Source organism: Nonomuraea sp. NPDC049400, assembly GCF_044466425.1.
Classification (GTDB): domain Bacteria; phylum Actinomycetota; class Actinomycetes; order Streptosporangiales; family Streptosporangiaceae; genus Nonomuraea.
Genome location: NZ_JBITMP010000009.1, coordinates 318,074 through 340,132 on the forward strand (window position 1 = coordinate 318,074; position 22,059 = coordinate 340,132).

At 69.8% G+C, this 22,059-nt stretch carries 24 protein-coding genes and 1 pseudogene; 12 read left to right on the forward strand and 13 right to left on the reverse strand.

Features of this window, described 5'->3' with window-relative positions; genetic code table 11:
* Position 1: 1 nt before the first annotated feature.
* From pcaB to ACIBVN_RS16905, 6 genes are read right to left on the reverse strand one after another with little or no spacing between them, the layout of a single operon-like run.
* Entirely contained in the window at positions 2-1,162 is a 1,161-nt protein-coding gene (gene pcaB, locus ACIBVN_RS16880; protein ID WP_397137179.1) for a 3-carboxy-cis,cis-muconate cycloisomerase, read from the reverse strand.
* Entirely contained in the window at positions 1,149-1,673 is a 525-nt protein-coding gene (pcaG, locus tag ACIBVN_RS16885; protein WP_397137181.1) for a protocatechuate 3,4-dioxygenase subunit alpha, read from the reverse strand. The genes pcaB and pcaG overlap by 14 nt, the downstream gene beginning before the upstream one ends.
* Positions 1,670-2,422, reverse strand: a complete 753-nt coding sequence (gene pcaH, locus ACIBVN_RS16890) for a protocatechuate 3,4-dioxygenase subunit beta (RefSeq protein ID WP_397137183.1) — start codon at positions 2,420-2,422, stop codon at positions 1,670-1,672. Before pcaH ends, pcaG begins: the two co-directional genes overlap by 4 nt.
* 4 nt (positions 2,423-2,426) lie before the next feature.
* Complete coding sequence (locus ACIBVN_RS16895; RefSeq protein ID WP_397137185.1) at positions 2,427-3,575, reverse strand: thiolase family protein; 1,149 nt, start codon at positions 3,573-3,575, stop codon at positions 2,427-2,429.
* Positions 3,572-4,201: a CoA transferase subunit B gene (locus tag ACIBVN_RS16900; RefSeq protein WP_397137187.1), complete on the reverse strand. Its 630-nt coding sequence runs from the start codon at positions 4,199-4,201 to the stop codon at positions 3,572-3,574. The genes ACIBVN_RS16895 and ACIBVN_RS16900 overlap by 4 nt, the downstream gene beginning before the upstream one ends.
* A complete protein-coding gene (locus ACIBVN_RS16905) occupies positions 4,198-4,980 on the reverse strand; it encodes a CoA transferase subunit A (protein WP_397137189.1) in 783 nt (260 codons plus the stop codon). Before ACIBVN_RS16905 ends, ACIBVN_RS16900 begins: the two co-directional genes overlap by 4 nt.
* 114 nt (positions 4,981-5,094) lie before the next feature.
* On the opposite strand from ACIBVN_RS16905, the gene ACIBVN_RS16910 reads away from it, so the two are divergent.
* From ACIBVN_RS16910 to ACIBVN_RS16920, 3 genes and pseudogenes are all read left to right on the forward strand, one after another.
* Positions 5,095-6,591 carry an IclR family transcriptional regulator C-terminal domain-containing protein gene (locus ACIBVN_RS16910; RefSeq protein ID WP_397137191.1) on the forward strand — a complete coding sequence of 499 codons (1,497 nt, stop codon included), beginning with the start codon at positions 5,095-5,097 and terminating at the stop codon, positions 6,589-6,591.
* 50 nt (positions 6,592-6,641) lie between these two features.
* Positions 6,642-6,899 (forward strand): hypothetical protein, encoded by a 258-nt coding sequence (locus tag ACIBVN_RS16915; protein ID WP_397137193.1) that lies wholly within the window; start codon positions 6,642-6,644, stop codon positions 6,897-6,899.
* Positions 6,899-7,546, forward strand: a pseudogene (locus ACIBVN_RS16920) (ATP-binding protein); the annotation flags it as partial. The gene ACIBVN_RS16915 and the pseudogene ACIBVN_RS16920, both read left to right, overlap by 1 nt.
* Here ACIBVN_RS16920 and ACIBVN_RS16925 read toward each other — a convergent pair.
* Together ACIBVN_RS16925 and ACIBVN_RS16930 are read right to left on the reverse strand one after the other, a co-directional pair.
* Positions 7,501-8,493: a Tn3 family transposase gene (locus ACIBVN_RS16925; protein ID WP_397137195.1), complete on the reverse strand. Its 993-nt coding sequence runs from the start codon at positions 8,491-8,493 to the stop codon at positions 7,501-7,503. The pseudogene ACIBVN_RS16920 and the gene ACIBVN_RS16925 overlap by 46 nt on opposite strands.
* Positions 8,429-8,830 carry a hypothetical protein gene (locus ACIBVN_RS16930; protein ID WP_397137197.1) on the reverse strand — a complete coding sequence of 134 codons (402 nt, stop codon included), beginning with the start codon at positions 8,828-8,830 and terminating at the stop codon, positions 8,429-8,431. Before ACIBVN_RS16930 ends, ACIBVN_RS16925 begins: the two co-directional genes overlap by 65 nt.
* A gap of 4 nt (positions 8,831-8,834) precedes the next feature.
* Between ACIBVN_RS16930 and ACIBVN_RS16935 the strand changes: the two genes are divergently transcribed.
* Positions 8,835-9,665 carry a hypothetical protein gene (locus ACIBVN_RS16935; protein WP_397137199.1) on the forward strand — a complete coding sequence of 277 codons (831 nt, stop codon included), beginning with the start codon at positions 8,835-8,837 and terminating at the stop codon, positions 9,663-9,665.
* A 159-nt stretch (positions 9,666-9,824) separates the two neighbouring features.
* Here the strand turns inward: ACIBVN_RS16935 and ACIBVN_RS16940 are convergent, their stop codons facing one another.
* Positions 9,825-10,280 (reverse strand): MarR family winged helix-turn-helix transcriptional regulator, encoded by a 456-nt coding sequence (locus ACIBVN_RS16940; protein WP_397137201.1) that lies wholly within the window; start codon positions 10,278-10,280, stop codon positions 9,825-9,827.
* 110 nt (positions 10,281-10,390) lie between these two features.
* On the opposite strand from ACIBVN_RS16940, the gene ACIBVN_RS16945 reads away from it, so the two are divergent.
* Both ACIBVN_RS16945 and ACIBVN_RS16950 read left to right on the forward strand, forming a co-directional pair.
* On the forward strand, positions 10,391-11,845 hold the full coding sequence (locus ACIBVN_RS16945) for an MFS transporter (RefSeq protein ID WP_397137203.1): 1,455 nt from the start codon (positions 10,391-10,393) through the stop codon (positions 11,843-11,845).
* Positions 11,846-11,936: 91 nt separating this feature from the next.
* The gene (locus ACIBVN_RS16950; RefSeq protein ID WP_397137205.1) at positions 11,937-12,764 is read left to right on the forward strand and encodes an NAD(P)H-binding protein; all 828 of its coding nucleotides are present in this window, start codon (positions 11,937-11,939) and stop codon (positions 12,762-12,764) included.
* A 300-nt stretch (positions 12,765-13,064) separates the two neighbouring features.
* Here the strand turns inward: ACIBVN_RS16950 and ACIBVN_RS16955 are convergent, their stop codons facing one another.
* Positions 13,065-13,493, reverse strand: coding sequence for a hypothetical protein (locus ACIBVN_RS16955; protein WP_397137207.1), 429 nt, complete (start codon positions 13,491-13,493; stop codon positions 13,065-13,067).
* A 634-nt stretch (positions 13,494-14,127) separates the two neighbouring features.
* The gene (locus ACIBVN_RS16960; protein WP_397137209.1) at positions 14,128-15,006 is read right to left on the reverse strand and encodes a LysR family transcriptional regulator; all 879 of its coding nucleotides are present in this window, start codon (positions 15,004-15,006) and stop codon (positions 14,128-14,130) included.
* Positions 15,007-15,088: 82 nt separating this feature from the next.
* Between ACIBVN_RS16960 and ACIBVN_RS16965 the strand changes: the two genes are divergently transcribed.
* The 6 genes from ACIBVN_RS16965 (at position 15,089) to ACIBVN_RS16990 (ending at position 19,939) form a co-directional block, all read left to right on the forward strand.
* Complete coding sequence (locus ACIBVN_RS16965; RefSeq protein WP_397137211.1) at positions 15,089-15,544, forward strand: nuclear transport factor 2 family protein; 456 nt, start codon at positions 15,089-15,091, stop codon at positions 15,542-15,544.
* A complete protein-coding gene (locus ACIBVN_RS16970; RefSeq protein WP_397137213.1) occupies positions 15,541-16,221 on the forward strand; it encodes an SDR family oxidoreductase in 681 nt (226 codons plus the stop codon). Before ACIBVN_RS16965 ends, ACIBVN_RS16970 begins: the two co-directional genes overlap by 4 nt.
* A gap of 22 nt (positions 16,222-16,243) precedes the next feature.
* Positions 16,244-17,074, forward strand: coding sequence for an NAD(P)H-binding protein (locus ACIBVN_RS16975; protein WP_397137215.1), 831 nt, complete (start codon positions 16,244-16,246; stop codon positions 17,072-17,074).
* Between the two features lie 32 nt (positions 17,075-17,106).
* Positions 17,107-18,465, forward strand: a complete 1,359-nt coding sequence (locus tag ACIBVN_RS16980; RefSeq protein WP_397137217.1) for an MBL fold metallo-hydrolase — start codon at positions 17,107-17,109, stop codon at positions 18,463-18,465.
* An 18-nt stretch (positions 18,466-18,483) separates the two neighbouring features.
* Positions 18,484-19,377: an alpha/beta hydrolase gene (locus tag ACIBVN_RS16985; protein ID WP_397137219.1), complete on the forward strand. Its 894-nt coding sequence runs from the start codon at positions 18,484-18,486 to the stop codon at positions 19,375-19,377.
* Positions 19,378-19,492: 115 nt separating this feature from the next.
* A complete protein-coding gene (locus ACIBVN_RS16990; protein ID WP_397137221.1) occupies positions 19,493-19,939 on the forward strand; it encodes a hypothetical protein in 447 nt (148 codons plus the stop codon).
* A 437-nt stretch (positions 19,940-20,376) separates the two neighbouring features.
* Here the strand turns inward: ACIBVN_RS16990 and ACIBVN_RS16995 are convergent, their stop codons facing one another.
* Positions 20,377-20,751 carry a hypothetical protein gene (locus tag ACIBVN_RS16995; RefSeq protein WP_397137222.1) on the reverse strand — a complete coding sequence of 125 codons (375 nt, stop codon included), beginning with the start codon at positions 20,749-20,751 and terminating at the stop codon, positions 20,377-20,379.
* A gap of 209 nt (positions 20,752-20,960) precedes the next feature.
* On the reverse strand, positions 20,961-21,494 hold the full coding sequence (locus tag ACIBVN_RS17000; RefSeq protein ID WP_397137224.1) for a hypothetical protein: 534 nt from the start codon (positions 21,492-21,494) through the stop codon (positions 20,961-20,963).
* Positions 21,495-22,059 lie beyond the last annotated feature (565 nt).

A 22,059-nucleotide genomic window follows, 5' to 3' on the forward strand; every position in this document is an offset into this window, starting at 1 on the left:
GTCACTTCTCCTCCAGCGCCCGGTCCACGAGGACGGCGGCGGCGCCGGGCGTACCGGCGACGGCCAGGTTGGCGCGCATGCGGGCGGGGTGCACCCGCAGGCCGGCGACCAGTTCCGCGGCGTCGCGGGCGGCGCCGGCGACCAGGCGCAGCGCCTCGCGCAGCGGCTGCCACTCGGCGTGCCAGGCGCCGGGCGGGCGTTCGTCCTCGGCGGCGAGTGAGGCGTACAGAACGGCGGACAGCGCGGGCACCTGCCGGGCCGCCGCCGCGATCATCGTGGCCCGCACGGGGTTGTGCTTGTGCGGCATCGACGACGATCCGCCGCCGACGCCCTCCGACACCTCGCCGATCTCGGTACGGGACAACACCAGCACGTCGGCGGCGAGCTTCCCCAGCGCCCCCGACGCGAACGCCAGCGCCCCGGCCAGGTCGGCGACCGGGGTGCGCAGCACGTGCCAGGGCAGCGGCAGCGCGGCGAGGCCCAGCTCGGCGGCGAACCGGGCGGGCGCGGCCGACGCGGTGTCGCGGTCGCCGAACTGTTCCAGCGTTCCGGCCGGGCCGCCGAGCTGGGCGGGCAGGGCGTGGCGGACGGCGCTGAGGCGGTCGCGGGCGTCGATCGCCAGGGCACGCCAGCCCGCCGCCTTGAGCCCGAAGGTCGTGGGGACGGCCTGCTGGGTGAGGGTCCGCGCGGCCATCGGGGTGTTGCGGTGCGCGGCGGCCAGCGTGGCGAGCCCGGCGATGACGCGCTCGACGTCGTCAAGGACCGGGCCAAGGGCCCGATGGGCGATCAGCATGAGGGCGGTGTCGAGGATGTCCTGGCTGGTCGCGCCCTTGTGCACGTGGTCGCTGTGGGGGCCGGCGGCGGCGCGCAGGTCCTCCACCAGCGGGATGACGGGGTTGCCGCCCGAGCGGGCTCGCTCGGCGAGGCCGGGCAGGTCGTAGGCGCCGGCGCGGGCGACGGCGGCCACGGCCTCAGCCGCCTCCTCGGGCGCGAGCCCGAGCGCGGCCCGCACCCGCATCAGCGCCGCCTCCGCGTCCAGCATGGCCTGCAGGAACGCCACGTCCCCGGTGGCCTCGACCGCACCCCGCATCGGAGCGAGCAGCCCGAAGTCCTCCGAGCCCACGCGGCCGGCCGGAGTCCGTGCGGGATCAGCCGAAGTCAAGGAAGACCGTCTCCTTCTCGCCCTGCAGGTGGATGTCGAAGCGGTAGACGCCCTCCCGCTCCTCGGCCGCCACCAGCGTCCGCGCGCGCTCGGGCGGCAGCGAGTCGAGGAAGGCGTCGTGCTTGAGGTAGATGCGGGTGTAGAGGTGGTGCAGCAGACCGCGGGCGAACACGCACACGCTGATGTACCCGTTCCCGGGTTCGAGCGTGCGCAGCGTCCAATGGCCGTCGGCGTCCGTGGGGACGCGGCCGAAACCGGTGAAGTCGACGCCGTTCCTGCCGATGATCGAGCCGTCCACGGGGTCGCGCCGGAGCGTGCCGGGCGCGCCGGACAGGCCGCCCGCAGGGTCGGCCTGCCAGAACTCCAGCAGCGCGTCGGGGACCGGGTCGCCCGCGCCGTCGTACACCCGGCCGTGGACGGTGATCCCGCCGAGCGCGATGTCGCCGCCGCCAGGGAAGGGCAGCGCGTAGCCGTAGAACGGGCCGACGGTCTGCGAAGGGGTGGGCTTCATCGGCCTTCCTCCATCCATGTCGCGGCGGGGCCGTCGAGGACGATGTCCCACCGGTAGCCGAGCGACCACTCCGGCTCGGACAGGTCGTGATCGTAGGCGGAGACCAGCCGCTGCCTGGCGCGCTCGTCGGTGACGGACTGCAGGATCGGGTCGTACGGGAACAGCGGGTCGCCCGGGAAGTACATCTGCGTCACCAGCCGCTGGGTGAAGGCGGTGCCGAACACCGAGAAGTGGATGTGCGCCGGCCGCCAGGCGTTGACGTGGTTGCGCCAGGGGTAGGCGCCGGGCTTGACCGTGGTGAACGCGTAGCCGCCGTCGTCGTCGGTGAGGCAGCGGCCGACGCCGGTGAAGTTCGGGTCGAGCGGCGCGGGGTGGTCGTCGCGCTGGTGCGGGTAGCGGCCCGCGGCGTTGGCCTGCCAGATCTCCACGAGCTGGCCGCGCACCGGACGGCCCTCCCGGTCGAGGACGCGGCCCTGCACGGTGATCCGCTCGCCCAACGGCTCGCCGAGATGCTGCCGGGTCAGGTCGGAGTCGAGCGCCGTCACGTCCGTGACGCCGAACACCGGCCCGGACAGCTCGGCAGCCTCCGGATCCTTCAGCGCCACCAGCGGCTGCTTGGGGTGGCGCAGGACGGTGCTGCGGTACGGGGCGTAGTCGCGCGCGGGGTGATCGGCCCGCCGGTCACCCTGGGCCGTGTTCAAGTCGGCGATCTCGCGGTCGATGTCGGCCTGGGTGAGGGGTGTGGACATGACGCTACCTTTCGAGTACGACGGCCAGCCCCTGGCCGACGCCGATGCAGAGAGAGGCGAGGCCGGTGCCCGAGCCGGCCGCGGCCAGCCGGTGCGCCACGGCGCCGACGACGCGGGCCCCGGAGGCGCCGAGCGGGTGGCCGATCGCGATCGCGCCCCCCTCGGGGTTGACGATCCCGGGGTCGAGGTCGGGCAGCTCGGCCAGGCAGCCGAGCACCTGCGCGGCGAACGCCTCGTTCAGCTCGACCGTCGCCAGGTCCCCGAACCGCCTGCCCGCCTTGACCAGCGCCTTGCGCACCGCCTCGACCGGGCCGAGCCCGAAGTAGCGGGGCTCCAGCGCGCTCGCGGCACTCGCGGTGACGCGGGCGAGCGGCTCGCGGCCGCGCAGCCCCTCCTCGTCGGTCAGCAGCAGCGCCGCCGCGCCGTCGTTGAGCGGCGAGGAGTTGCCCGCGGTGACCGTGCCGCCGTCCTTCCTGAAGACGGGCTTGAGCCGGGCCAGTGCCTCCAGCGAGGTGTCGTCGCGGATGCCCTCGTCCCTGGTCAGGTCGTCAATCGCGATGACCTCGCGGTCGAGGCCGGCCTTGGCCGCCTTCCGGTGGCTGGCCAGCGCGAACGCGTCCTGTTCCTGGCGGGTGATGCCGTGCTTGTCGGCGATCAGCTCCGCGCCCTCGCCGAGCGCGACCGTGTGCTCGGCGGGCATCCTGGGATTGACCAGCCGCCAGCCGAGCGTCGTGGAGACCAGCTCCTGGCCGCCCGCGGGAAATGCCTTGTCCGGCTTGGGCAGCACCCACGGCGCGCGCGTCATGGACTCCACGCCCCCGGCGATCATCGTCGAGGCGTCGCCGACCGCGATGGCGCGGTACGCCTGGATGACGGCCTCCATCCCGGAGCCGCACAGCCGGTTGACCGTCGCTCCCGGAGTGGTCACGGGCAGGCCGGCCAGCAGCGCGGCCATGCGGGCGACGTTGCGGTTCTCCTCGCCCGCGCCGTTGGCGTTGCCGAGGATCACCTCGTCGACGCCGTCCTGCCCGGTGCGCTCCACCAGCGCCCGGAGCACGTGGGCGGCGAGGTCGTCGGGACGGATCCCGGACAGCGCGCCGCCGTGACGGCCGAACGGCGTGCGTACGGCATCGACGATGTAGACGTCCTTCATGTCAGAACCTCCGCGTCGGTGCGCTCGCGCAGTTCTTCCACGCTCACGCCCGGCGCGCACTCCACCAGCGTGAGACCGTGCTCGGTGATGTCGAGGACACCGAGGTCGGTGACGACCCGGTGTACGCACTCCTTGCCCGTCAGTGGCAGGGAGCACTCCTCGACGATCTTCGCTGAGCCATCCTTGGCGGTGTGGTCCATGATCACGATGACCCGGCGCGCGCCGTGGACCAGGTCCATCGCCCCGCCCATGCCCTTGACCAGCTTGCCGGGGACCATCCAGTTGGCCAGGTCGCCGCGGGCCGAGACCTGCATCGCGCCGAGCACGGCCACGTCGATGTGGCTGCCGCGGATCATGCCGAACGACAGCGAGGAGTCGAAGAACGACGCGCCGGGCAGCACGGTGACCGTCTCCTTGCCGGCGTTGATCAGGTCGGGGTCGACGTCGTCGGGCCCGGGGTAGGGGCCGACGCCGAGGATGCCGTTCTCGGAGTGGAGGACCACGTCCACGCCCGCGGGCAGGAAGGACGGGATGCGGGTGGGCAGGCCGATGCCGAGGTTGACGTAGTCGCCGTCGCGCAGCTCGGCCGCCGCCCGCGTGACCATCTCGTCGCGGGTCCAGCTCATCGGGTGATCGTCCCTCCTGCCGGAGGCGGCGTGATCGTCCGCCTCTCGATGGACTTGTCGGCGGCCTGCTCCGGGGTGAGCACGAGGACGCGCTGCACGAAGACGCCGGGCAGGTGGACGTCGTCGGGGTCGATGTGCTCGGCCAGCTCCTCGACCTCGGCGACCGTGACCCGCCCGGCCATGGCGGCGAGCGGGTTGAAGTTGCGGGCGGCCCGATGGAAGACCAGATTGCCGTGGCGGTCTCCCCTGGCTGCCCTGACCAGCGCGAAGTCCGTGGTGATGCCGTGCTCCAGCACGTACTCGCGGCCGTCGAAGGCGCGAACCTCCTTCGGCGGCGAGGCCATGGCGATCGTGCCGTCGGGGTTGTGGCGCAGCGGCAGGCCGCCCTCGGCGACGGGCGTGCCGACCCCGGCCAGGGTGTAGAAGGCGGGGATCCCGGCGCCGCCCGCGCGCAGCCGCTCGGCGAGGCTGCCCTGCGGGGTCAGCTCCACCTCCAGCTCGCCGGACAGGTACTGCCGGGCGAACTCCTTGTTATCACCGATGTAGGAGGCGGTCACGCGGGCGATGCGCCCGGCCGCCAGCAGGACGCCGAGGCCGCCGCCGTCGACCCCGCAATTGTTGGACACGACGCCGATGCCGCTCACGCCGGTGTCGTGCAGGGCCTGGATCAAAACGTTGGGGATGCCGCTGAGGCCGAAGCCGCCGACCGCGAACGACGCGCCGTCACGCACGCCGTCGAGCGCCTCCGCGGTCGTCGCGACCACCTTGTCTCTCCGCACGACGCTCCGTTCAATCGGTGTTCGCTATGCGAACTTTAGTTCACTATTATGCTATCGAGTATCTGTACCGGGGGCGTTCCTGTCAAAGCCGCCCTCACACGTGAGGAGAGGCCGATGGAGCCGACCGGGACCCTGGAGCGCGGCCTGGCCGTGCTGCGCGCGCTGGCCGTGGAGCCGGGACGGCATACGCGCGCCACCGACCTCGTGCGCGCCACCGGTCTCGCCAGGTCGACCGTCGACCGCGTGCTCGCCACACTCGTACACCTGGGCTACCTGCGCATGGAGGACCGCGACGTGCTGCTCGCGCCGCCGCTGATGGAGTTGGGCGCGGCCTACCTGGCCTGCGGCGGCCTCCAGGAGGCGCTGTCCCCGCCGGCCGAGCGGCTGGCCGACGAACTGGACGAGTCGGTTTCGCTGGCGGTGCCCGACGGCGACGGGGTGCGCTTCATCGGCCAGTTCACCCGGCGGCGCACGATGTCGGTGGCCTTCCGGGTGGGCGACCTGCTGGCCGCCGACCGGTGCGCGGCGGGCCTCGCCCTGCTCGACCCTTCGGCGCCGTGGGCCGAGGACGACCAGCTCATCGAGCCGGGCCTGATCGCGGTCGCGCTGCCCGTACGGGATCAGGACAGCAAAGCCGTCTGCGCGGTCAGCGTGGTCAGCCACACCAGCCGGCACACCGTGTCGGGACTGCGGGCCCATGCGCTGCCCCGGCTGCGGGAGACGGTCGCCGACATGGAGACAACACTCGCCACCCGACCCACCAACCCCCGCCTCACAACCCGACACACCGCCCAGACCGGCCGGCCCACGCCCGCCCGATCCGGCATGGACGCGTCGCGGGCAGCCAAGGAGGAGTTGGGCATGGGCTATCTGCAGTCGCTGGCCCGCGGCCTCGCCGTGCTGGTCTCCCTCGGGTCGGCGCGCGGCGGGTGCACGCTCGCCGAGTCCGCCAAGGCCACTGGCCTGCCGCGGGCCACCGTACGGCGGGCGGTGCAGACGCTGGAGCACCTGGGCTACGCGGCCGTGGAGGGCCGCCGGCACGTGCTGCTGCCCAAGGTGCTGGAGCTGGGGTACGCCCATCTGTCCGGGCGCACGTTCGGCGAGGTCGTCCAACCGCATCTGGCCGACCTGGTGGCCCGCGTGCACGAGTCGGCCTCGGTCGCGGTGCTCTCCGGCGACGACGTCGTCTACGTGGCGCGAGTGCCCACGGTGAGCATCATGACCGTGGACATCACGGTCGGCATCCGTTTCCCCGCGTACGCGACCTCCATGGGGCGGGTGCTCCTGGCCGGAAAGGCTGACGAGCGGCTGGCCGCCATCGTTCCCAAGCCGCTCACCCGCCACACCATCACCTCATCGGAGGCGCTGGCCGCGGCCGTGCGGCAGGCCGCCGCCGACGGTTACGCCCTGGTCGACCAGGAGCTGGAGGAGGGCGTGCGGTCGATCGCGGTCCCCGTGCACGACCGTGACGGGCGCGTCGTCGCGGCGGTCAACGTGGCCACCCACGCCAGCCGCGCCACCCCTGACGGCCTGGTGCGCGACATACTGCCCGCACTCAGGGAGACGGCCGCCCGCATGGAGACCGACCTCGCCTATACGGGGCGGACCTAGCGCCTGTTCGGAGTTCGCATCTCTGTCGCGGAAACCTTGCGTTGCCCAAGATGACCGAGGCCGTCACCTTGGCCAAGCTCTACTCCGCCACTCAGGTCGACCAGGCCCTGGGAACCGCCGCGATCACCGGCCGGTTCGCCGACACTGACCTCCTGTCGATCCTGGACTACCAAGCCGGACGCGATGCCGTCGAACCGACCAGAGCCAGCGAAACCCACAGCCTGCAGCCCGGCACCTCCGCCTGGGCCTCCTTCGGCGCCCACCCTGCCGGCCCCCACACCGACGTGACTTCTGAGGACAACGCCTGATGGCCACCCCGCTCCGCTTCGTTCCCGGCTCCAACGGCGACCCGCTCGCCGAGGCTATCGAGCTGACCAAGCGGCTGAAGCTTCCGCACATGCGCCGGCAACTGGCCGACCTGATCCCCACCGCCAAAGCTCAGCGGTGGGACCCCGCCGAAGTCGTGCGCGTCCTGCTGGCCGAAGAAGCCGCCGGACGTGATCGCGCCAACCTGCACACCCGCCGCAAACGCGCCGGATTCCCCGCGGGCAAAACCTTCGGCGACTGGGACGAGACCGTCTCCTCCATCCCCCGCCCCACCCAGGACGCCCTCAAGAGCCTGGAATGGGTCCGCCGCCGCGAGAACCTCTGCATCTGCGGGCCCTCCGGGACGGGGAAGTCGTACTTCAGCGAGGCGCTCGGCCAAAGCGCGGTCGAGGCCGGACTGACGGTGACCTGGTTCAACATCGAAGACCTCGGCGCCCTGGTCCGCCGCCACCGCGCCGACGACTCCATCGCCCGCGCACTGACCCGCATCATCCGCTCCGACCTCGTCATCGTCGATGACATCGGCCTGCTGCCCGTCTCACCCGACGCTGCTGAAGGCTTCTACCGGCTGGTCGATGCCGCCTACGAACGCCGAGCCCTGGCCGTCAGTTCCAACCTGCACCCGTCCAAAGCGCACATGTTCGCGCGAACGTATGTGAGCCGGCACCGAAATATCACGGGTTTGATGGGGCGGGCAGTCGTGGTTCGTCCACGTGGTCGGCGAGATATGGGAGCACCCCAGCGGGGTTCATGCCGAACGCGGCAGCCGGGGACCACGAACCGCAGCCCGTCGGCCGAAGCGACCAGCCCGCCGCCCCAATCCTCGCGAGCGATGTCGATGCCGGCCTGCCTCTCGATCAGCGTCCCCGACGCCAAGCCCATCCCGTCGCGGTGGAAGTAGCCCTTCTCCGCGCTGATCAGCCGGTGAATGCCCAGCACGGGGTCGCCGGGCTTGGCCACCGGCCCCAAGCCGAGGTTGCAGGAGCGCGCCACCATCAGCGCGGCCAGGCTGATATCCAGGTCCGCGCGCCGCGACGTCGAACCGGAGATGTGGGTGAAGGCGTCGAACATGCCGGTGTGGCCGTGGACCTCCAGCAGCAATTCGGGGTAGTCGATGCGCGGCAGCATGTTCATCACCGCGTCATGGACCGCCTGATAGGCCTCCGGCAGCTGGGCCGCCTCCAGTCGGGCCAGGTTCAGCCGGCCGTCCTTGATCGTGATGGCGGGGTTGGCGTCCAGGCTGTCGGCCAGCTCGCGATAGATCCCGCCCAGGTCGCCGGACAGTTTCCGCAGATGCTCGGTCGGGTCGGCGGGAAGGCCGAGCGCGGTCAGGATGCTCGGCGCGTGCACGCTCCACAGGGCGTCCGGGATCAGCTTGGCCCGCGGGTCGCCGGACTTGTCCGCGCCGACGGCGTACACGTCCTTGCTGCGCAGAGCCGACCACAGCGCCTCCAGGATGCAGAAGGTGTAGGCGTGCCGGTCGATCAGCCGGTCGCCGAGCTCGGGATTGTCATACACCAGCCGCCACCAGATCCTTGTGCGCCTCGATGTGCTGCACCCCGGCGTGCTTGCCATAGGCGAGCACGCGCGGCAGACCCCGCAATGCCGCGACCACGCCGGCACCGGCGTCGGTGCCGGCCCACGGGATCGTGTCGGCCAGCAGCTCGACGAACCCGCGCACCGAGGCGAACCTGTTCGTCAGCTCCGCCCGCCACGCCAGATCCTCATCCTCACCGGCCGGCGGCACCAACTCCTTGATCACCGCCAGCGCCGCCTCCAACTGCTCGATCGGCACCACCGACGCGATCCGTGCGATCATCTCCGACGCGGTCGTCTCCCGCGCCACCGGCCCCGCCTCGGCGCTCTCCCCAGCCTGGCCGTCGGGCTGCGGAGACTGTTCAGGCTGGATCATCGGGGTGTCCAGCGCCGCCCGCAGCGCCGACTCGGCCTGCAGCGCAGCCGGCCGCCGGCTCGATCCCGACGACACCCGCCGTTACTTGACTTACCTGGCTCGTGCCTTCCCACCGACCGACACCCGCGACATCGGCTGGTGGCACATCGCCAACACCACGCCTCGCATCTGTTCAGCAGCCGGACTTGCGGCCAAGCGCGTGTCCGCCATGCCTTGGACTAAGGTCAACCCCGGCTACGCCAACCTCCGACTGCGCGGACGAACACGCCAACTCCTCCGCTGCATTAAAGGCGCTCAGAAGATCGGGCTCGGGGCCGGTCTCGGGTTCGGGCTACTGGCCGGGCTGATGTTCGGGCTCAAGGCCGGGCTGGCGGTCGGGCCCGGGTTTGGCCTCACGATCACGCTGGCATTTGGGCTGCTCGACTGGGCGGAACACCCCACAATCACATCAACCAGCACACCCCGCTCAAGTTGGCAAGCTGATAGGGCCCTCGCCCTTCTTCGAATGGCCGCGTTCGGGCTCCTCTTCGCGCTCTTGCTCGGATCCAGTCTGGGGCTCGTGGGCGAGCTCGGGTTCGGGCTCGCGGCCGCGCTCGGGCTCGTAAGTGGGGCCGTGGCCGGACTCACGACGGGGGATCACCATGCGTGGCTGATCTGCACCATTGCGGTGACCCGGCTGACCCTCCGACACCAGCTTCCCTTGCGAATCATGGGCTTCCTCGACGACGCCCACCGCCTGGGGCTGCTGCGCGCCGTCGGCCCGGTCTATCAGTTCCGCCACGCGGCCCTGCGCGACCACCTCGCCGCAGCGGACACCTCTAGTGAAGCCTCGTAATCACTGACGCTGCCACACAGCCTCCGCGTCCGTAATCGGCCGGTGCCGCGACGCTCCGGGCTACACCGTCGGGCATCGGGACGTCGCCAAGACATCTGCAAGAGTTCAACACGCAGACTTGACGGGGAAGACCACCACCCACGACACCGACTCATCTTGTCAGCGATGCGTGTGGTGGTCGAGTACGCGGGCCATGAGCTGAGTCAGTTGCTTGCGCTCGCCGGAGGAGAGCGGGGCCAGCAGCTTGTCCTGCGCCACGTCGAGCGTCGCGGCGATGCGCTCCAGCTCGCGTTCCCCGGCCGGTGTGATGGTGATGATGTTGCGGCGGCGGTCCGCGGGGTCCGGCGCCCGTACGGCGAAGCCCTTGTCGGTCAGTTCGTTGACCGCCTCGACGACATAGCTGCGGTCGATTGAGCACCGCCGCCCCAGTTCGGCCTGACTGGCGGGGCCGAACTCCTCCAGCGCCGCGAGCAGTGCGTAGTGATAGCGCCGACCGCCCACCGTGCCGAATGCCTCGCTCACCAGCCGTGCCGCGTGCGTGGCGGTCTGGGTGATCAGCCAGCTCGGGGTGGCGCACAGGCGGGCCGGAGGGCGGGTGACATCCGTGGCGGTCATGACTTCACCTTAACCAAATTTGTTGGCTCGGCCCACAATTCTGGGCTATCGTCGGCCGGGCCAACGTTGGCTCAGCCAACATAACCTCTTTTGGGAGAGGTGTGATCTCCATGAGCGCCGTCACGACCGCCGCAGCAAGCGGCGCCCCACCCAGCACGGCACCGCAGTCCCGCCGATGGTGGGCGCTGGCAGCGGTCGCCACCGGCCAGTTGATGATCGCGGCCGATGCCACGATCATGAACATCTCCCTGCCCACGGTGCAGCACGCGCTGCAGCTGTCGGCAGCCGAACGGCAGTGGGTGATCACGTCGTTCGCGCTCTGCTACGGCGGGCTGTTGCTGCTGGGCGGCCGGCTCTCGCAGCTGCTCGGGCGCAAGACATGCCTGCTGGCCGGCCTGGCCGGGTTCGCCGTGGCGTCGGTCCTGGGCGGCCTGGCGGTCAACCCGGCGATGATCCTTACCTCCCGGGCCCTGCAAGGCGTGTTCGGCGCGCTCTTCACCCCGTCGGTGCTCGCCCTGCTCGGCACCAAGTTCACCGCTCCCGCCGACAGGGCCAAGGCGTTCGGGGTGTACGGCACCGTCATGGGCAGCAGTTCGGGCGTCGGCCTGATCCTCGGCGGCATTCTCACGGACTACGCGGGCTGGCGCTGGAGCCTGCTCGTGAGCGTGCCCCTCGCGGCCCTCGCGGCGATCGGCGTGATAGTCGCGGTCAGCCACGACCCGCGGCAGCCCGACACGCGGGTCGACGTGGCTGGCGCGGTGCTGGCGACGGCCGGACTGATGGCATCGGTCTTCGGCTTCAGCCAGGCGGAGACCGAAGGATGGACCGCACCCGCAACCCTGGGCGGCCTCGCCGCCGGGTTGACTCTGCTGGCCCTCTTTGTGTGGCGGCAGAGCCACACCGCGCATGCCCTGCTGCCCATGCGCGTCGTCCTCGACCGCCGACGCGGCGGCGCCTATCTGGCTACCTTCTCCATGGCCATCGGCAACTTCGCCGCCTTCTTCTTCCTGACCTTCCACCTCCAGACCGTCCTCGGCTACCCGCCCGTTAAGGCCGGGCTGGCCTTCCTGCCCTACACCGCGGCCATCGTCCTCGGAGTGCGCATCGCCCGCCGCTTCATCGCCACCGCCCCGGTACGACTCCTGCTCGCACCCGGCCTGCTCTTCACAGCCGCCGGACTGGCCCTGCTCGGCCAACTGCACACCAACAGCGGCTACGCGACCCACCTGCTGCCCGTCGTCGTCCTGCTTGGCCTCGGGAACGCCTGGGTGCTCGTGCCCGCCAACAGCACTGCCACGCAAGGGGCGGGCCCGGACGCCGGGGTCGCCGGCGCCACCGTCATGACCTCCATGCAGATCGGCTCGTCCGTCGGCATCGCACTGCTGGGCAGCGTCGCAGGCACGGTGGCCGACGCCTTCCAGCGCGCACATGCCGCGACGGCAGACCTGGCCAGGGAGGCGAGCGTGCATGGATATGCCGTTGCGAGTCTCGCCGCCGCGGCCTTCCTGTGCGCCGCAGCCGCCGCCGTCTACCTCGTCATAGGCACCGACAAGCGCCGAGCGTGACGATCCTGTGCCACCACGGCCGGACCGCCACTCCTCGTCCGGCCCCACTACCAGCTCCGTACGCACGGACACACACAAGGAGGCAACCCTCATGATCCTGGTTACCGGTGCCACCGGAAACGTCGGCCACAACCTCGTGCGCGAACTGATCAACGCAGGAGAGAAGGTACGAGCCCTCACCCGTGACCCCGCTACCACCGCCCTGCCCGACAGCGTGGAGATCGTCCCCGGAGACCTCACCCGCCCCGAAACCCTGCCCGCAGCCCTGAAGGACGTGGACCGCGCCTTCCTGTTCCCCGTCTTCGGCGCCCTCGACGGCTTCCTCACTGCAGCCAAGGAGGCCGGTACGCGACACATCGTGCTGCTCTCCTCGGCGGCAGTCACCTTCCCTCAGCTCGGCTGGATCGGTGAGCAGCACCTCGCCTGCGAACAGGCCGTCGCCGACTCCGGGATGTCCTGGACCTTCGTACGTCCCAGCGTCTTCATGGCCAACGACCTCGGCTGGGCCCACCAAGTGAAGCACGGTGGAATCGTACGAGGCGCGTACGGCGGCGCCGCCATGGCCCCGGTCGACGAGCGCGACATCGCCGCGGTCGCCGCACACGCCCTACTCAGCCCTCGCCCCGGAAAGGCTTACGAACTCACCGGGCCGCAAGCGCTCAGCCAGATCGAGCGGGTCCGCATCATCGGCGAAACCCTCGGCCTCTCGGCCCGCTTCGAAGAGATGCCCCGCAACGACGTCCGCCGACAGCTGCTCGACCACATGCCGCCCCCTGCCGCCGACTTCCTCCTGGATCAACTCGCCGCCGCCCAGGCGGAACCTGACTCCGTCCTGCCGACCATCGAGCAGGTCACCGGACATCCCGCCCGCACCTACGCCGAATGGGTCGCCCATCATGTCGCGGACTTCGGTGGCTGAGCCTCGAACGGCTGTAGTGGTATCCGGGGCAACCGCCCGCTCAGGCCGGAAGTACTGAGGCAGCGCACCTGACATGCCTGACATGGCTGAAGACCCCTGAATACTTGTGCGGCAAGTACCCACGGATCTTACTTAACGAACATGACTAACTACTGACAGTCACTTAAGATAAGAGCGGGGCCCCTTGGAAAGCCCAGAGTTCACGCGAACTGAAGGTTCTTCAGCGGGAACTCACGTGGGTTCGGCATCTCAAGACCTGTTCGCCTCGTGGGTTCAGCGCACTGAATGTCGCGAAGAGTGTCAGCGGAGAGCGGCTTCGAGCGCGTCCGGCAGAGCAGTGTCGGTGATGACCAGTTCGTCGCCCAGGTTGAGGATGTGCACCTCGCCGTGATCGAGTTCGAGCCGGAGGCCGATCTCCGTCTCGATCCGGTGGTCGATGATGCGGTGAACGGCTCGGATCGACTGGCCGATGAATCGGCTCATCAGAAAATCGTCTGGGGCGGGACCGACGGTGACCTGGCCGTACTCGTCCATGTCATAGGAGTCGTGTGGTTGATCGAGCGTCAGCTCGAGCGGGGCGTCAGGGGCGGTGTGGAAGCGGACAGGGCCCAGATCACTCATGTGCAACCACATGTGCACCAGTGAAAGGTGGTCGTCGCTGGGGTGGGTGTGCCACGACACCGTCACCTGGAGCAGCCTTCGGCTGACAAGCTCATCAGCGGAGATCACGACGCCTATGGTGTCACGGTGGTTCGGACGTTGCCGCAGCGGCCTGCAGGAGGTGGCGGGCGGCGTTGGCGTAGCGGATGGCGGTCTTGTCGTCGATGCCGAACACGGCAGCCAGATGCAGTGGGTCGGGGCCGCGGGTCAGAGCCTCTTCGAGTTGGGCGGTCGATGCTAAGGCGCTCCAGGGTGGCGGTCAGGCCCCGGACGGCGTTGGTGACCCAGAGCTTGCCGACCGGGGAGTTCTCCATCGCGGTGTGCTGGGTGAGCAGCAGGTGGGGGTTGGCGGTGTTCGGCCAGCGGCTGCGCCGGTAGTCCAGCCAGGCCAGGAGCGCTTGACGGGCAGCTCTGCGCCCAGGAGGTCACGCAGGGTGTCACGTCGAGGGGGACGGCATGAAACTTATTGTCACATAGAGAGCACTATAAGTGACGGAGATTGCCTGACAGGGGGCGCCGTCAACGGAGGTTTCACCAACCGCCGAGCCTGAACCCACGGCCCAGTCAACTACGCCACGTGACCGTGATTACTCAGCGCTACCCTGGGTCCTTGGAGCTACCCGAGCGTCGGGCTGAAGAGGCCAACAACGACAACGATTGCCTCCGCCGGCCTTTCCAGGAGGCCACCAGGAGCGTACGGGGATCACGTCCGGGGGCGCTGCGGCTCGGGCGGCAGGGCCTCGACCAGGTCGCGGATGATGCTGCGATGATCGCCGCGCCGCCACGCGAGGGCGAGCACGCTCGGGGACAGACCCGTGACCGGGATGGTCATGATGCCCGGCCGCCGGTAGATCTCGGCGTTGCCGGCGGCGAGCAGGACGATGTTGTCGCCGCTCTCAAGCGCCGCGAAGGTCTCCTCGGCGTTCGTCACGGTCGTGCAGGCCACCGGTGGCCGCCCGCCGCGCTCGTCGGTCGCGAGCCAGTGGTCGCGGAGCGGGCCGGCGCTTTCGGGGAGCGCCAGGAACTTCTCGTCCAGGAGCTCGGCGAAGTCGACCTCGTCCCGTTCGGCCAGCCAGTGGTCGTGCCGGAACGCGACCCAGCGCGGCTCTCGGGCCACGACCCGGATGTTGAGATCATCCTGACCGGGAAACGGCAGCCAGACGAACGCCACGTCGACGTCGCCCTCGGCCAGGCCCGCCGTGGGGTCGGTCCAGTTGACCTGGCGCAGCCGCAGTTCGCATGCCGGTCGGCGTTCGGTGAACCGTTCCCGCAGCATTCCCAAGAGGCCGCGTCCGACACTGGTCGACATGCCCACGGTCAGTCGTGAGGCTTCGGCGGCGGCGGCGTCGCCGACGGCCCGCTGGGCCTCGTCCCACTGCTGGAGCAGCTCGCGGGCGGCCGGCAGCAGCGCCTCGCCCGGCGCGGTGAGCCGCACCGTGCGCCGGTCGCGGTCGAACAGCCTCACCCGCATGAGCTCTTCGAGCTGGCGTATCTGCTTGCTGAGCGTCGGCTGCGAGATGAACAGGCGCTCGGCCGCGCGGGTGAAGCTGAGCTCCTCCGCCACGGTCACGAAATATCTCATGTCACGCAGATGAGCATCCATAGCCGTCGGCTATTACAGCAGATATTGGACGTGCGGGGAAGGTCGACGCCACGATTGCGGCATGAGCACCACGGAGGATCGCCTGGCGATCATCGAGACCTGCACCCGCATGGCATGGCACGCCGACCAGCGCGAATGGGACCGCCTGGGCGAGGTGTTCGCGGAATCGGTGACCCTGGACTACACCAGCCTGAACGGTGGCGAGCCTGCCGTGCTGACGCCGGCGCAGATCGTCGAGGCATGGTCGGGCCTGCTTGGCGCGTTCGACGCCACGCAGCACCTGATCACGAACCACCTGGTGACCGTCGACGGCGACACCGCGCTCTGCACGGCGTCGTTCCAGGCCACGCACCGCCTCGCCGATCCGTTCGGCTCGCCGCTGTGGACGCTGGGCGGCACCTACCGCTTCGACCTGGTCCGCTCGGACGGCGCGTGGAAGATCGCCGCTGTGGTGATGACCGCCACCTGGGCCGACGGCAACCGGAACCTGATGTCTCTGGCGGCGGGAAACGGATGATCGCCCTCGTGACCGGCGGCAACCGGGGGATCGGCCGGGAGGTCTGCCACCAGCTGGCGACACTCGGCCGCACCGTCCTCCTCACCGCCCGATCGCGGGAGGCGGCCGAGATCACGGCCAGGGAACTCGGAGGTGATGTCGTCCCGCTACGGCTCGACGTCACCTCCGAGGAGGACATCGCGGGGGCGGCGGCCGCTGTCGCCGAGCGGTACGGGCGGCTGGACGTTCTGGTCAACAATGCCGCCATCACCTACGACACCTGGCAGAGCGGCGTGTCCGCCGACCTGGACGTCGTCCGCGAGGCCGCCGAGACGAACCTGTACGGTCCCTGGCGGCTGATCCAGGAGCTGCTGCCGCTCCTGCGCGAGAGCAGGCACCCCAGGATCGTCAACGTCTCCAGCGAGGTGGCCTCGCTGACCAACATGGGCGGCGGCACCCCGGCGTACGGCACCACCAAGGTGGCGCTCAACGCCCTGACCCGCATGCTGGCGGCGGAGCTTCGCGGTGACGGCGTCCTCGTGAACGCGATCTGCCCGGGCTGGGTCGCGACGGACATGGGAGGCCCGGGCGGCCGCCCCGTCTCCGAGGGCGCGGCCGGCGTCGTCTGGGCGGCCACACTGCCCGACGACGGCCCGACCGGCGGGTTCTTCCGCGACGGCCGTCCCCTCCCCTGGTGAACGCCCTGTGAAGGACAATGAAATGATCTTGGTGACGGGCGCGACAGGCAACGTCGGCTCCGAAGTGGTCCGGGCCCTCGCCGCAGCCGGTGAACCCGTCCGGGCGCTGGTGCGGAAGCCGGACACCATACCGCTGCCGGACGGCGTGGAGGCGGTGACGGGCGACCTCAACCGGCCGGAGAGCATGACCGGAGCGCTGGGCGGGGCCCGCGCGGTGTTCCTGCTCCCCGGGTACGAGGACATGCCGGGCCTGGTGGCCGAGGCCCGGCGTGCGGGAGTGGAACAGTTCGTGCTGCTGTCTGGCGGCTCGGCCGGGAGCGGCGACATGACCAACGCGGTGACCCGTTTCATGGCCGTGTCCGAGTCCGCCGTGCGGGAGTCCGGGCTGCCGTGGACGATTCTGCGGCCGAGCGCGTTCATGTCCAATGCCCTACGCTGGCTGCCGCAGCTCCGGTCCGGCGATCGGGTGCGGGTCCCGTTCCCGGACGTCCGCACGGCGAGCGTCGATCCGTACGACATCGCGGCCGTCGCCGCCCGCACGCTGCTGTCGGACGAGCACCGGGGCGAGATCCTCCAGCCGACCGGTCCGGTCGCGATGTCGCCCGCCGACCAGGTCGCCGTGCTGGCCGAGGTCCTCGGCCGCGATCTGGAGTTCGTGGGCCTGACGAACGAGGAGGCGCGCGCCGACCTGCTCGCCACCATGCCCGTCGAGTACGTGGACGCGTTCTTCGACTTCTACGTGAACGGCTCGCTCGACGAGTCGATCGTCCGCCCGACCGTCCGCGAGGTCACCGGCCGCGAGCCCCGCACCTTCGAGCAGTGGGCACAGGCCCACGCGGACGACTTCCGCTGAACCCCCGCATCCCGACTCCACGAAGGCTATAGATGAACCAGAGATTGCGGCGCCTTCTCGCCGCAAGCTCCGCCGCCGCATGCGCGATCGCGTCGGTGGCGGGCTGTTCGAACGCGGCCAAGCCCGCGGCGCCACCTGCGCAAAAGGACGACAAGCCCGCGGCGCCGCCCGCGCAAAAGGCGGAGCCGGGACGCTTCGCCTCGTCCAACCCGGGTTCGGTCAACACCTACTGGATCCAGGCACCGGAGGGCCTGATCCTCATCGACACCCTGCGCACGCCGACCGATGCCCGCAAAGCGGTGGCGGAGATCAAGAAGACCGGCAGGCCGGTCGCCGCCATCCTGCTCACCCACTCCCATCCCGACCATGTGGGCGGGGCGGGCGCCTTTCACGAGGCGTTCCCCAAGGCCCCCATCTACGCGTCCAAGGCGACCGACAAGACGATGCGGGAGGACGATCGGGGCTTCTACCCGCTGGCCCGTTCGGCGAACGCGGACTTCCCCGCCAAGCTCACCTACGCCGACCGGACCTTCGAGGACGGCGCACCGTTGCAGGTCGGCGGCCTCCGCTTCGAGACCGCCACGTTCGCCCACGGAGAGTCCGATACCGCGAGCGTCTACTACCGTCCCGACACCGGCGACCTCTTCTCCGGTGACCTGGCGACCGGTAAGGTCACGCCCGCGCTGATCGAGGGGACCAGCTGTGGCTGGCTCCAGATCCTCGATCAGCTCGGTGGGCGCTTCTCCAGGGCCAGGACGATGTACCCGGGACACGGTGCCGCAGGCCCGGCCCGCGCATTGATCGACGAGCAGCGCCGGTATCTCCAGGTATTCCGCGCTCTGGTCCGGCCGGCCGTCGCCCCGGACTCGCCCAAGGGCAGGACGGTCGGCCCCGGCGAGCAGAAGTCGATCATCGCCGAGCTGGACCGCGCCTACCCCGGCCATCCACCGGTCGCGGATCTTCCGACCATCGTGCAGGAGAACATCAAGGCCGTCGCGCGGGAGCTGTCCGCCGAGGACCCCGCGAAGACGCCTGCCGCCTGCGCCGGCACTCCCCAGGAAGGGACGGATGGGCTGCTCGCGCCGGTGAGTGCCTACGTCACCGCGGTCAACGGCCGAGACCTCGACGCGCTGGCGGGAGCGTTCGCCGCCGACGCGGAGCTCATTGACGTCGGGCGGCGTTTCAAGGGTCGCGCCGCGATCCGCGACTGGGCTCGGGCCGAGGTCATCGGCGGCAGCCTGACCGTCATCCGGGTCGCCGAGAACCGGCCCGGTCACCAGCGCCTCCTGGTGCGCTTCGCCCCCGGCGGCCAGGGAGGCTTCGATGCCTACTACGCCTTCACCGTCAACGGCTCGTCCATCACCAAAGCCGAACTGACCTATGCGAACTGATCGAAGGAGCAAACGTTCATGACCACCGTGCAGAAGGTGAAGTTCTCCGCCGGCGACGTGACGCTGACCGGGAACCTGTTTCTGCCCGACGGCGCCGGTCAGGTGCCGGGCATCGTGGTGGCGGGCACCTGGACGAGCGTCAAGGAGCTGATGGCCGACCGGTACGCCGAACGGCTCGCCGACCGCGGGTTCGCCGCCCTGTCCTTCGACTTCACCGGCTATGGCGAATCCGAGGGCGAGCCTCGCGACTGCGAAGTGCCGGAACGGAAGATCCGCGACATCAACCACGCGGTTACCTTCCTCGCCGAACATCCTGCGGTGAACGCCGCCCGTCTCGGCGCCCTCGGCGTCTGCGCGGCCGCGATGTACATGAGCGGGAACGCCGTCGACGATCCCCGCATCCGGTCGCTGGCGCTCGTCGCGCCCTGGCTGCACGACCCCGAGATCTGCCGGGAGGTGTACGGCGGCGAGGATGGCGTCGCGGGCAAGCTCGCCGAGGCCGCCCGGGCACGCGCGAAGTACGAGGCGACCGGCGAGGTCGAGTACGTGCCGGTCGTCAGCGGCTCCGACCCTCGCGCCGCCATGCCGTTCGACATCGACTTCTACCTCAATTCTGACCGCGGCGGCCTCCCGCAGTGGCCCAACCGCTTCGCGGTGATGGCATGGCCGGGCTGGCTCGACTACGACTCGATCTCCCTTGCCTCCCGCCTCACCCAACCCGTCCTGCTCGTCCACAGCGAGGACGCCGCCATCCCGGACGGGGCGCGGCGCTTCCACGCCGCGCTGGCCGGGCCCAAGGAGTTCGTCTGGACCGAGGGCGACCAGTTCGCCTTCTATGACCAGGAACCGCAGGTCACGACGGCGGTGGACGCCGCAGCGGCCCACTTCGCCCGCACGCTGCCCCGCGAATAGCTGTCCTGTCTGTTGGACGTGAGGCAGGTTCCGCGATCTGAGGTATCTGGCTGTTCGTCTCACGGAGGTGAGGCAGTATCGAAGCCAATGACCTGATCGCCCTGGAGGAGTCGTGATGACCATGCCTGAGCACATCCCCACCTGGCGCGACGCTCGCTACGACATGCCCGTCGGTCAGCAGCTGGAGCGCTATAACGAGTTGGCCGTCAAGCACGCATCGGCTCGCGCCCGGATGGAGCTGGTGGACCGAGGGATCTATGACCCCGCCAGGCATGGAACTGATGACCGTCCTCCGCTTACCGTGGCCGAGCACATCGACCTACTGGCGCTGGCGGAGTGCATCGCACGCACCGTTCGCCATCCCGCCAACATCCACCACGCGTTGCTGGCCGGGGTCACCTGGGCCGATATCGCCCACGTTGTCGACTCCGACGAGCTCACCGTTCGGCGGGACTACCAGCAATGGGCCGACGACCAGCACGACCTCAACCGACACGACCCCAACCTCGGCATGACCGCCGACGAGCACGTTGCCGCGACCGCCAGAGCTTCGGAGGGATGAGAGACACCTTCTTGCAGGCTGAGACATCCACAGATCTGCCTCATGATCAATGGGGTGCGACCGTATCGACCTGTCTCATCCATTCTGAGGCACCGCAGCTCAGGAAAGCCTCACGCCTCAAGCTCAACGAGACAGGACAACAGCCGGGTGCTCGGCCTTACTGGAAGTCCTACGGAGCGACCTCGCAACACCAGACCGCGCCGGTGGAATGGCGCTCAGCGCCTTTCCCCCTTCGCCCTACGCGTCGCACATGACGATCTCGATCAGGATCGTGTTCGAGCGGGGGATCGCGTCTGGACGGGGGGCGCCCTGCCATGATCGCTCACGGTGGGTTTCGCCGGCCCGCCCGCCGCACCCGGCGTGCGCGTCGCCACGCACCGGGCGCTCCACGTGCCTTGCCCGTCGGTCAGCTGTCGGCAGCTGCCAGGACAGGGACGTCAAAGGGTGTTGACGAACTGTGTCGCTTCGCCGTGTCCCATGCCGGTCTCACCGATGACGAGATGGATGGCCTGGTCGGTGCGCCCCTCCTCCTTGAGACGCCGTACCCGAGTGGCGAGATCGTCCTGGGGTTGCCGAGGCTGGGGGGCGGGAGGTGCGGCGAACGGGGGCTGCGGCGGCGCCTGCCCGGATGCGAAGCCGTTGGGTGGCGGTGCCATGGGGTGGATCGGCCGGGTCGGTCGGGTGGCTTTGACAATGACGATGATGAGTGCCGTGACGCCGCCGACGACGAGGGCCAGCACGACAAGGATGATGAGGAGTTCTACGACGCCGATGCCCGGCGCCTCGGCTACCGACACGCTCATGTTCGCCACGTTAGCGTGGGTCTGATCACAATCCTTGTGAAAGAGCCGAACCCGTCTCGGCTCGCGTACTCGGGGCTGCCTGCTGGAGCGCACCCGAGCGAGGCGCCTGCCGCGGAGCGCCGCAGGTGATCGGTGGTCTCGGCGTCAGCAGGAAAGAGGGCCGAGCTCGTCCGTCCACAGCAGGGCAGGTCGGACGGACGAGTCCGCGTGACGGGCCGCTATCTCAGGCAGTTCTGGGCGGTCAGGACCAGGGTCACACCGAGGACCATGTTCTTCGACACGAGGAAGACGTAGGACGCTCTGGGGTTGCCCGGCACGGCGGCGACGGTGCCGTACAGCGGGTCGTTCTGCTTCAGGTTGGGGTAGGCGGCCTTCAACTGCGCGGGAGTGGAGCCTATGCCGATGCCCTGAGGCGTTTTGACGCTGCGGCCGGGCGCGGAGATCGTGACCACGCCCTGCTTCTTCGAGATGTACAACCCCGCCCGGTTGCCGCTGTACCGCCGCTCCTTGAGGTCATAGGTGGAGCACTTGGTGGGGACGCTGATGGACTTGCGGACGATCAGGCCGGTCGCCTTGGCCTTCGCCTCGGTCATCCCGAGCTTGATGCCGCCGTACCCGAACGGGCCCAACGTCCTCTTCTGGGTGGTGGCGGCGGCGTTCGCGGCGGGCGCGACGCCCGCCAGCACGACGCCTCCGGCCAGCGCCGCCACGAGCGCCGACCGCCCGATCCGCAGGGCTATGGTCTGCTTCATAGTGCTTCCTCCATGATCGTGAATTTGCAACCATAGCCCTGACGCGGTTCGGTCGTGGATGATTCACGCGATCAGTGGAGGTGCCCGCCGGCCATCACGCCCGTGCGGTGCGGCTCGACGCGGCCACGCTCGACCGGAGTGCCAACCGACCTCGGCAGACGCTGAATTGTCGCGGGTTTCCGCTACGTTCTGATCATGGTGCCGGATCGGATCACGCCGGAGATGCTGCTCCAATGCAGCCTGCCGACGTGGACGGCATCGACACTCCTGATCGGCTGCTGCGGCACGCACGCTCCGCGATCGAACATCGGACATGGGATCGGAGCAGGTAAGTCCCTCTGGTTCCCAGCTCACGAGCCGGGGAGCGCGAGGGGCCGGCAGGCCCCTCGCTGGGGCGAAGCCCCTGATGAGGCAGCCCGAGCTTCAGCGAGGACCGCTCGGGGCGGGCTCCAGCAGGCCAAGCCGGTAATCGGGCAACGGGATGCTCCTATGTCTTGTCAACAGTCAGAAGCGGGTTTGGTCGCTGGTTCGTGGCCGTGGGTGAGAATACGGAAGACGTCGCGGG

What these genes read in the sequence shown, in the direction of transcription:
- pcaG (WP_397137181.1), bottom strand. Translation starts at nt 1,673, where the DNA reads ATGAAGCCCACCCCTTCGCAGACCGTCGGCCCGTTCTACGGCTACGCG.
- pcaH (WP_397137183.1), bottom strand. Translation starts at nt 2,422, where the DNA reads ATGTCCACACCCCTCACCCAGGCCGACATCGACCGCGAGATCGCCGAC.
- ACIBVN_RS16895 (WP_397137185.1), bottom strand. Translation starts at nt 3,575, where the DNA reads ATGAAGGACGTCTACATCGTCGATGCCGTACGCACGCCGTTCGGCCGT.
- ACIBVN_RS16900 (WP_397137187.1), bottom strand. Translation starts at nt 4,201, where the DNA reads ATGAGCTGGACCCGCGACGAGATGGTCACGCGGGCGGCGGCCGAGCTG.
- ACIBVN_RS16910 (WP_397137191.1), top strand. Translation starts at nt 5,095, where the DNA reads ATGGAGCCGACCGGGACCCTGGAGCGCGGCCTGGCCGTGCTGCGCGCG.
- ACIBVN_RS16915 (WP_397137193.1), top strand. Translation starts at nt 6,642, where the DNA reads ATGACCGAGGCCGTCACCTTGGCCAAGCTCTACTCCGCCACTCAGGTC.
- ACIBVN_RS16925 (WP_397137195.1), bottom strand. Translation starts at nt 8,493, where the DNA reads ATGGCAAGCACGCCGGGGTGCAGCACATCGAGGCGCACAAGGATCTGG.
- ACIBVN_RS16930 (WP_397137197.1), bottom strand. Translation starts at nt 8,830, where the DNA reads ATGATCCAGCCTGAACAGTCTCCGCAGCCCGACGGCCAGGCTGGGGAG.
- ACIBVN_RS16940 (WP_397137201.1), bottom strand. Translation starts at nt 10,280, where the DNA reads ATGACCGCCACGGATGTCACCCGCCCTCCGGCCCGCCTGTGCGCCACC.
- ACIBVN_RS16945 (WP_397137203.1), top strand. Translation starts at nt 10,391, where the DNA reads ATGAGCGCCGTCACGACCGCCGCAGCAAGCGGCGCCCCACCCAGCACG.
- ACIBVN_RS16950 (WP_397137205.1), top strand. Translation starts at nt 11,937, where the DNA reads ATGATCCTGGTTACCGGTGCCACCGGAAACGTCGGCCACAACCTCGTG.
- ACIBVN_RS16960 (WP_397137209.1), bottom strand. Translation starts at nt 15,006, where the DNA reads ATGAGATATTTCGTGACCGTGGCGGAGGAGCTCAGCTTCACCCGCGCG.
- ACIBVN_RS16965 (WP_397137211.1), top strand. Translation starts at nt 15,089, where the DNA reads ATGAGCACCACGGAGGATCGCCTGGCGATCATCGAGACCTGCACCCGC.
- ACIBVN_RS16970 (WP_397137213.1), top strand. Translation starts at nt 15,541, where the DNA reads ATGATCGCCCTCGTGACCGGCGGCAACCGGGGGATCGGCCGGGAGGTC.
- ACIBVN_RS16975 (WP_397137215.1), top strand. Translation starts at nt 16,244, where the DNA reads ATGATCTTGGTGACGGGCGCGACAGGCAACGTCGGCTCCGAAGTGGTC.
- ACIBVN_RS16980 (WP_397137217.1), top strand. Translation starts at nt 17,107, where the DNA reads ATGAACCAGAGATTGCGGCGCCTTCTCGCCGCAAGCTCCGCCGCCGCA.
- ACIBVN_RS16985 (WP_397137219.1), top strand. Translation starts at nt 18,484, where the DNA reads ATGACCACCGTGCAGAAGGTGAAGTTCTCCGCCGGCGACGTGACGCTG.
- ACIBVN_RS16990 (WP_397137221.1), top strand. Translation starts at nt 19,493, where the DNA reads ATGACCATGCCTGAGCACATCCCCACCTGGCGCGACGCTCGCTACGAC.
- ACIBVN_RS17000 (WP_397137224.1), bottom strand. Translation starts at nt 21,494, where the DNA reads ATGAAGCAGACCATAGCCCTGCGGATCGGGCGGTCGGCGCTCGTGGCG.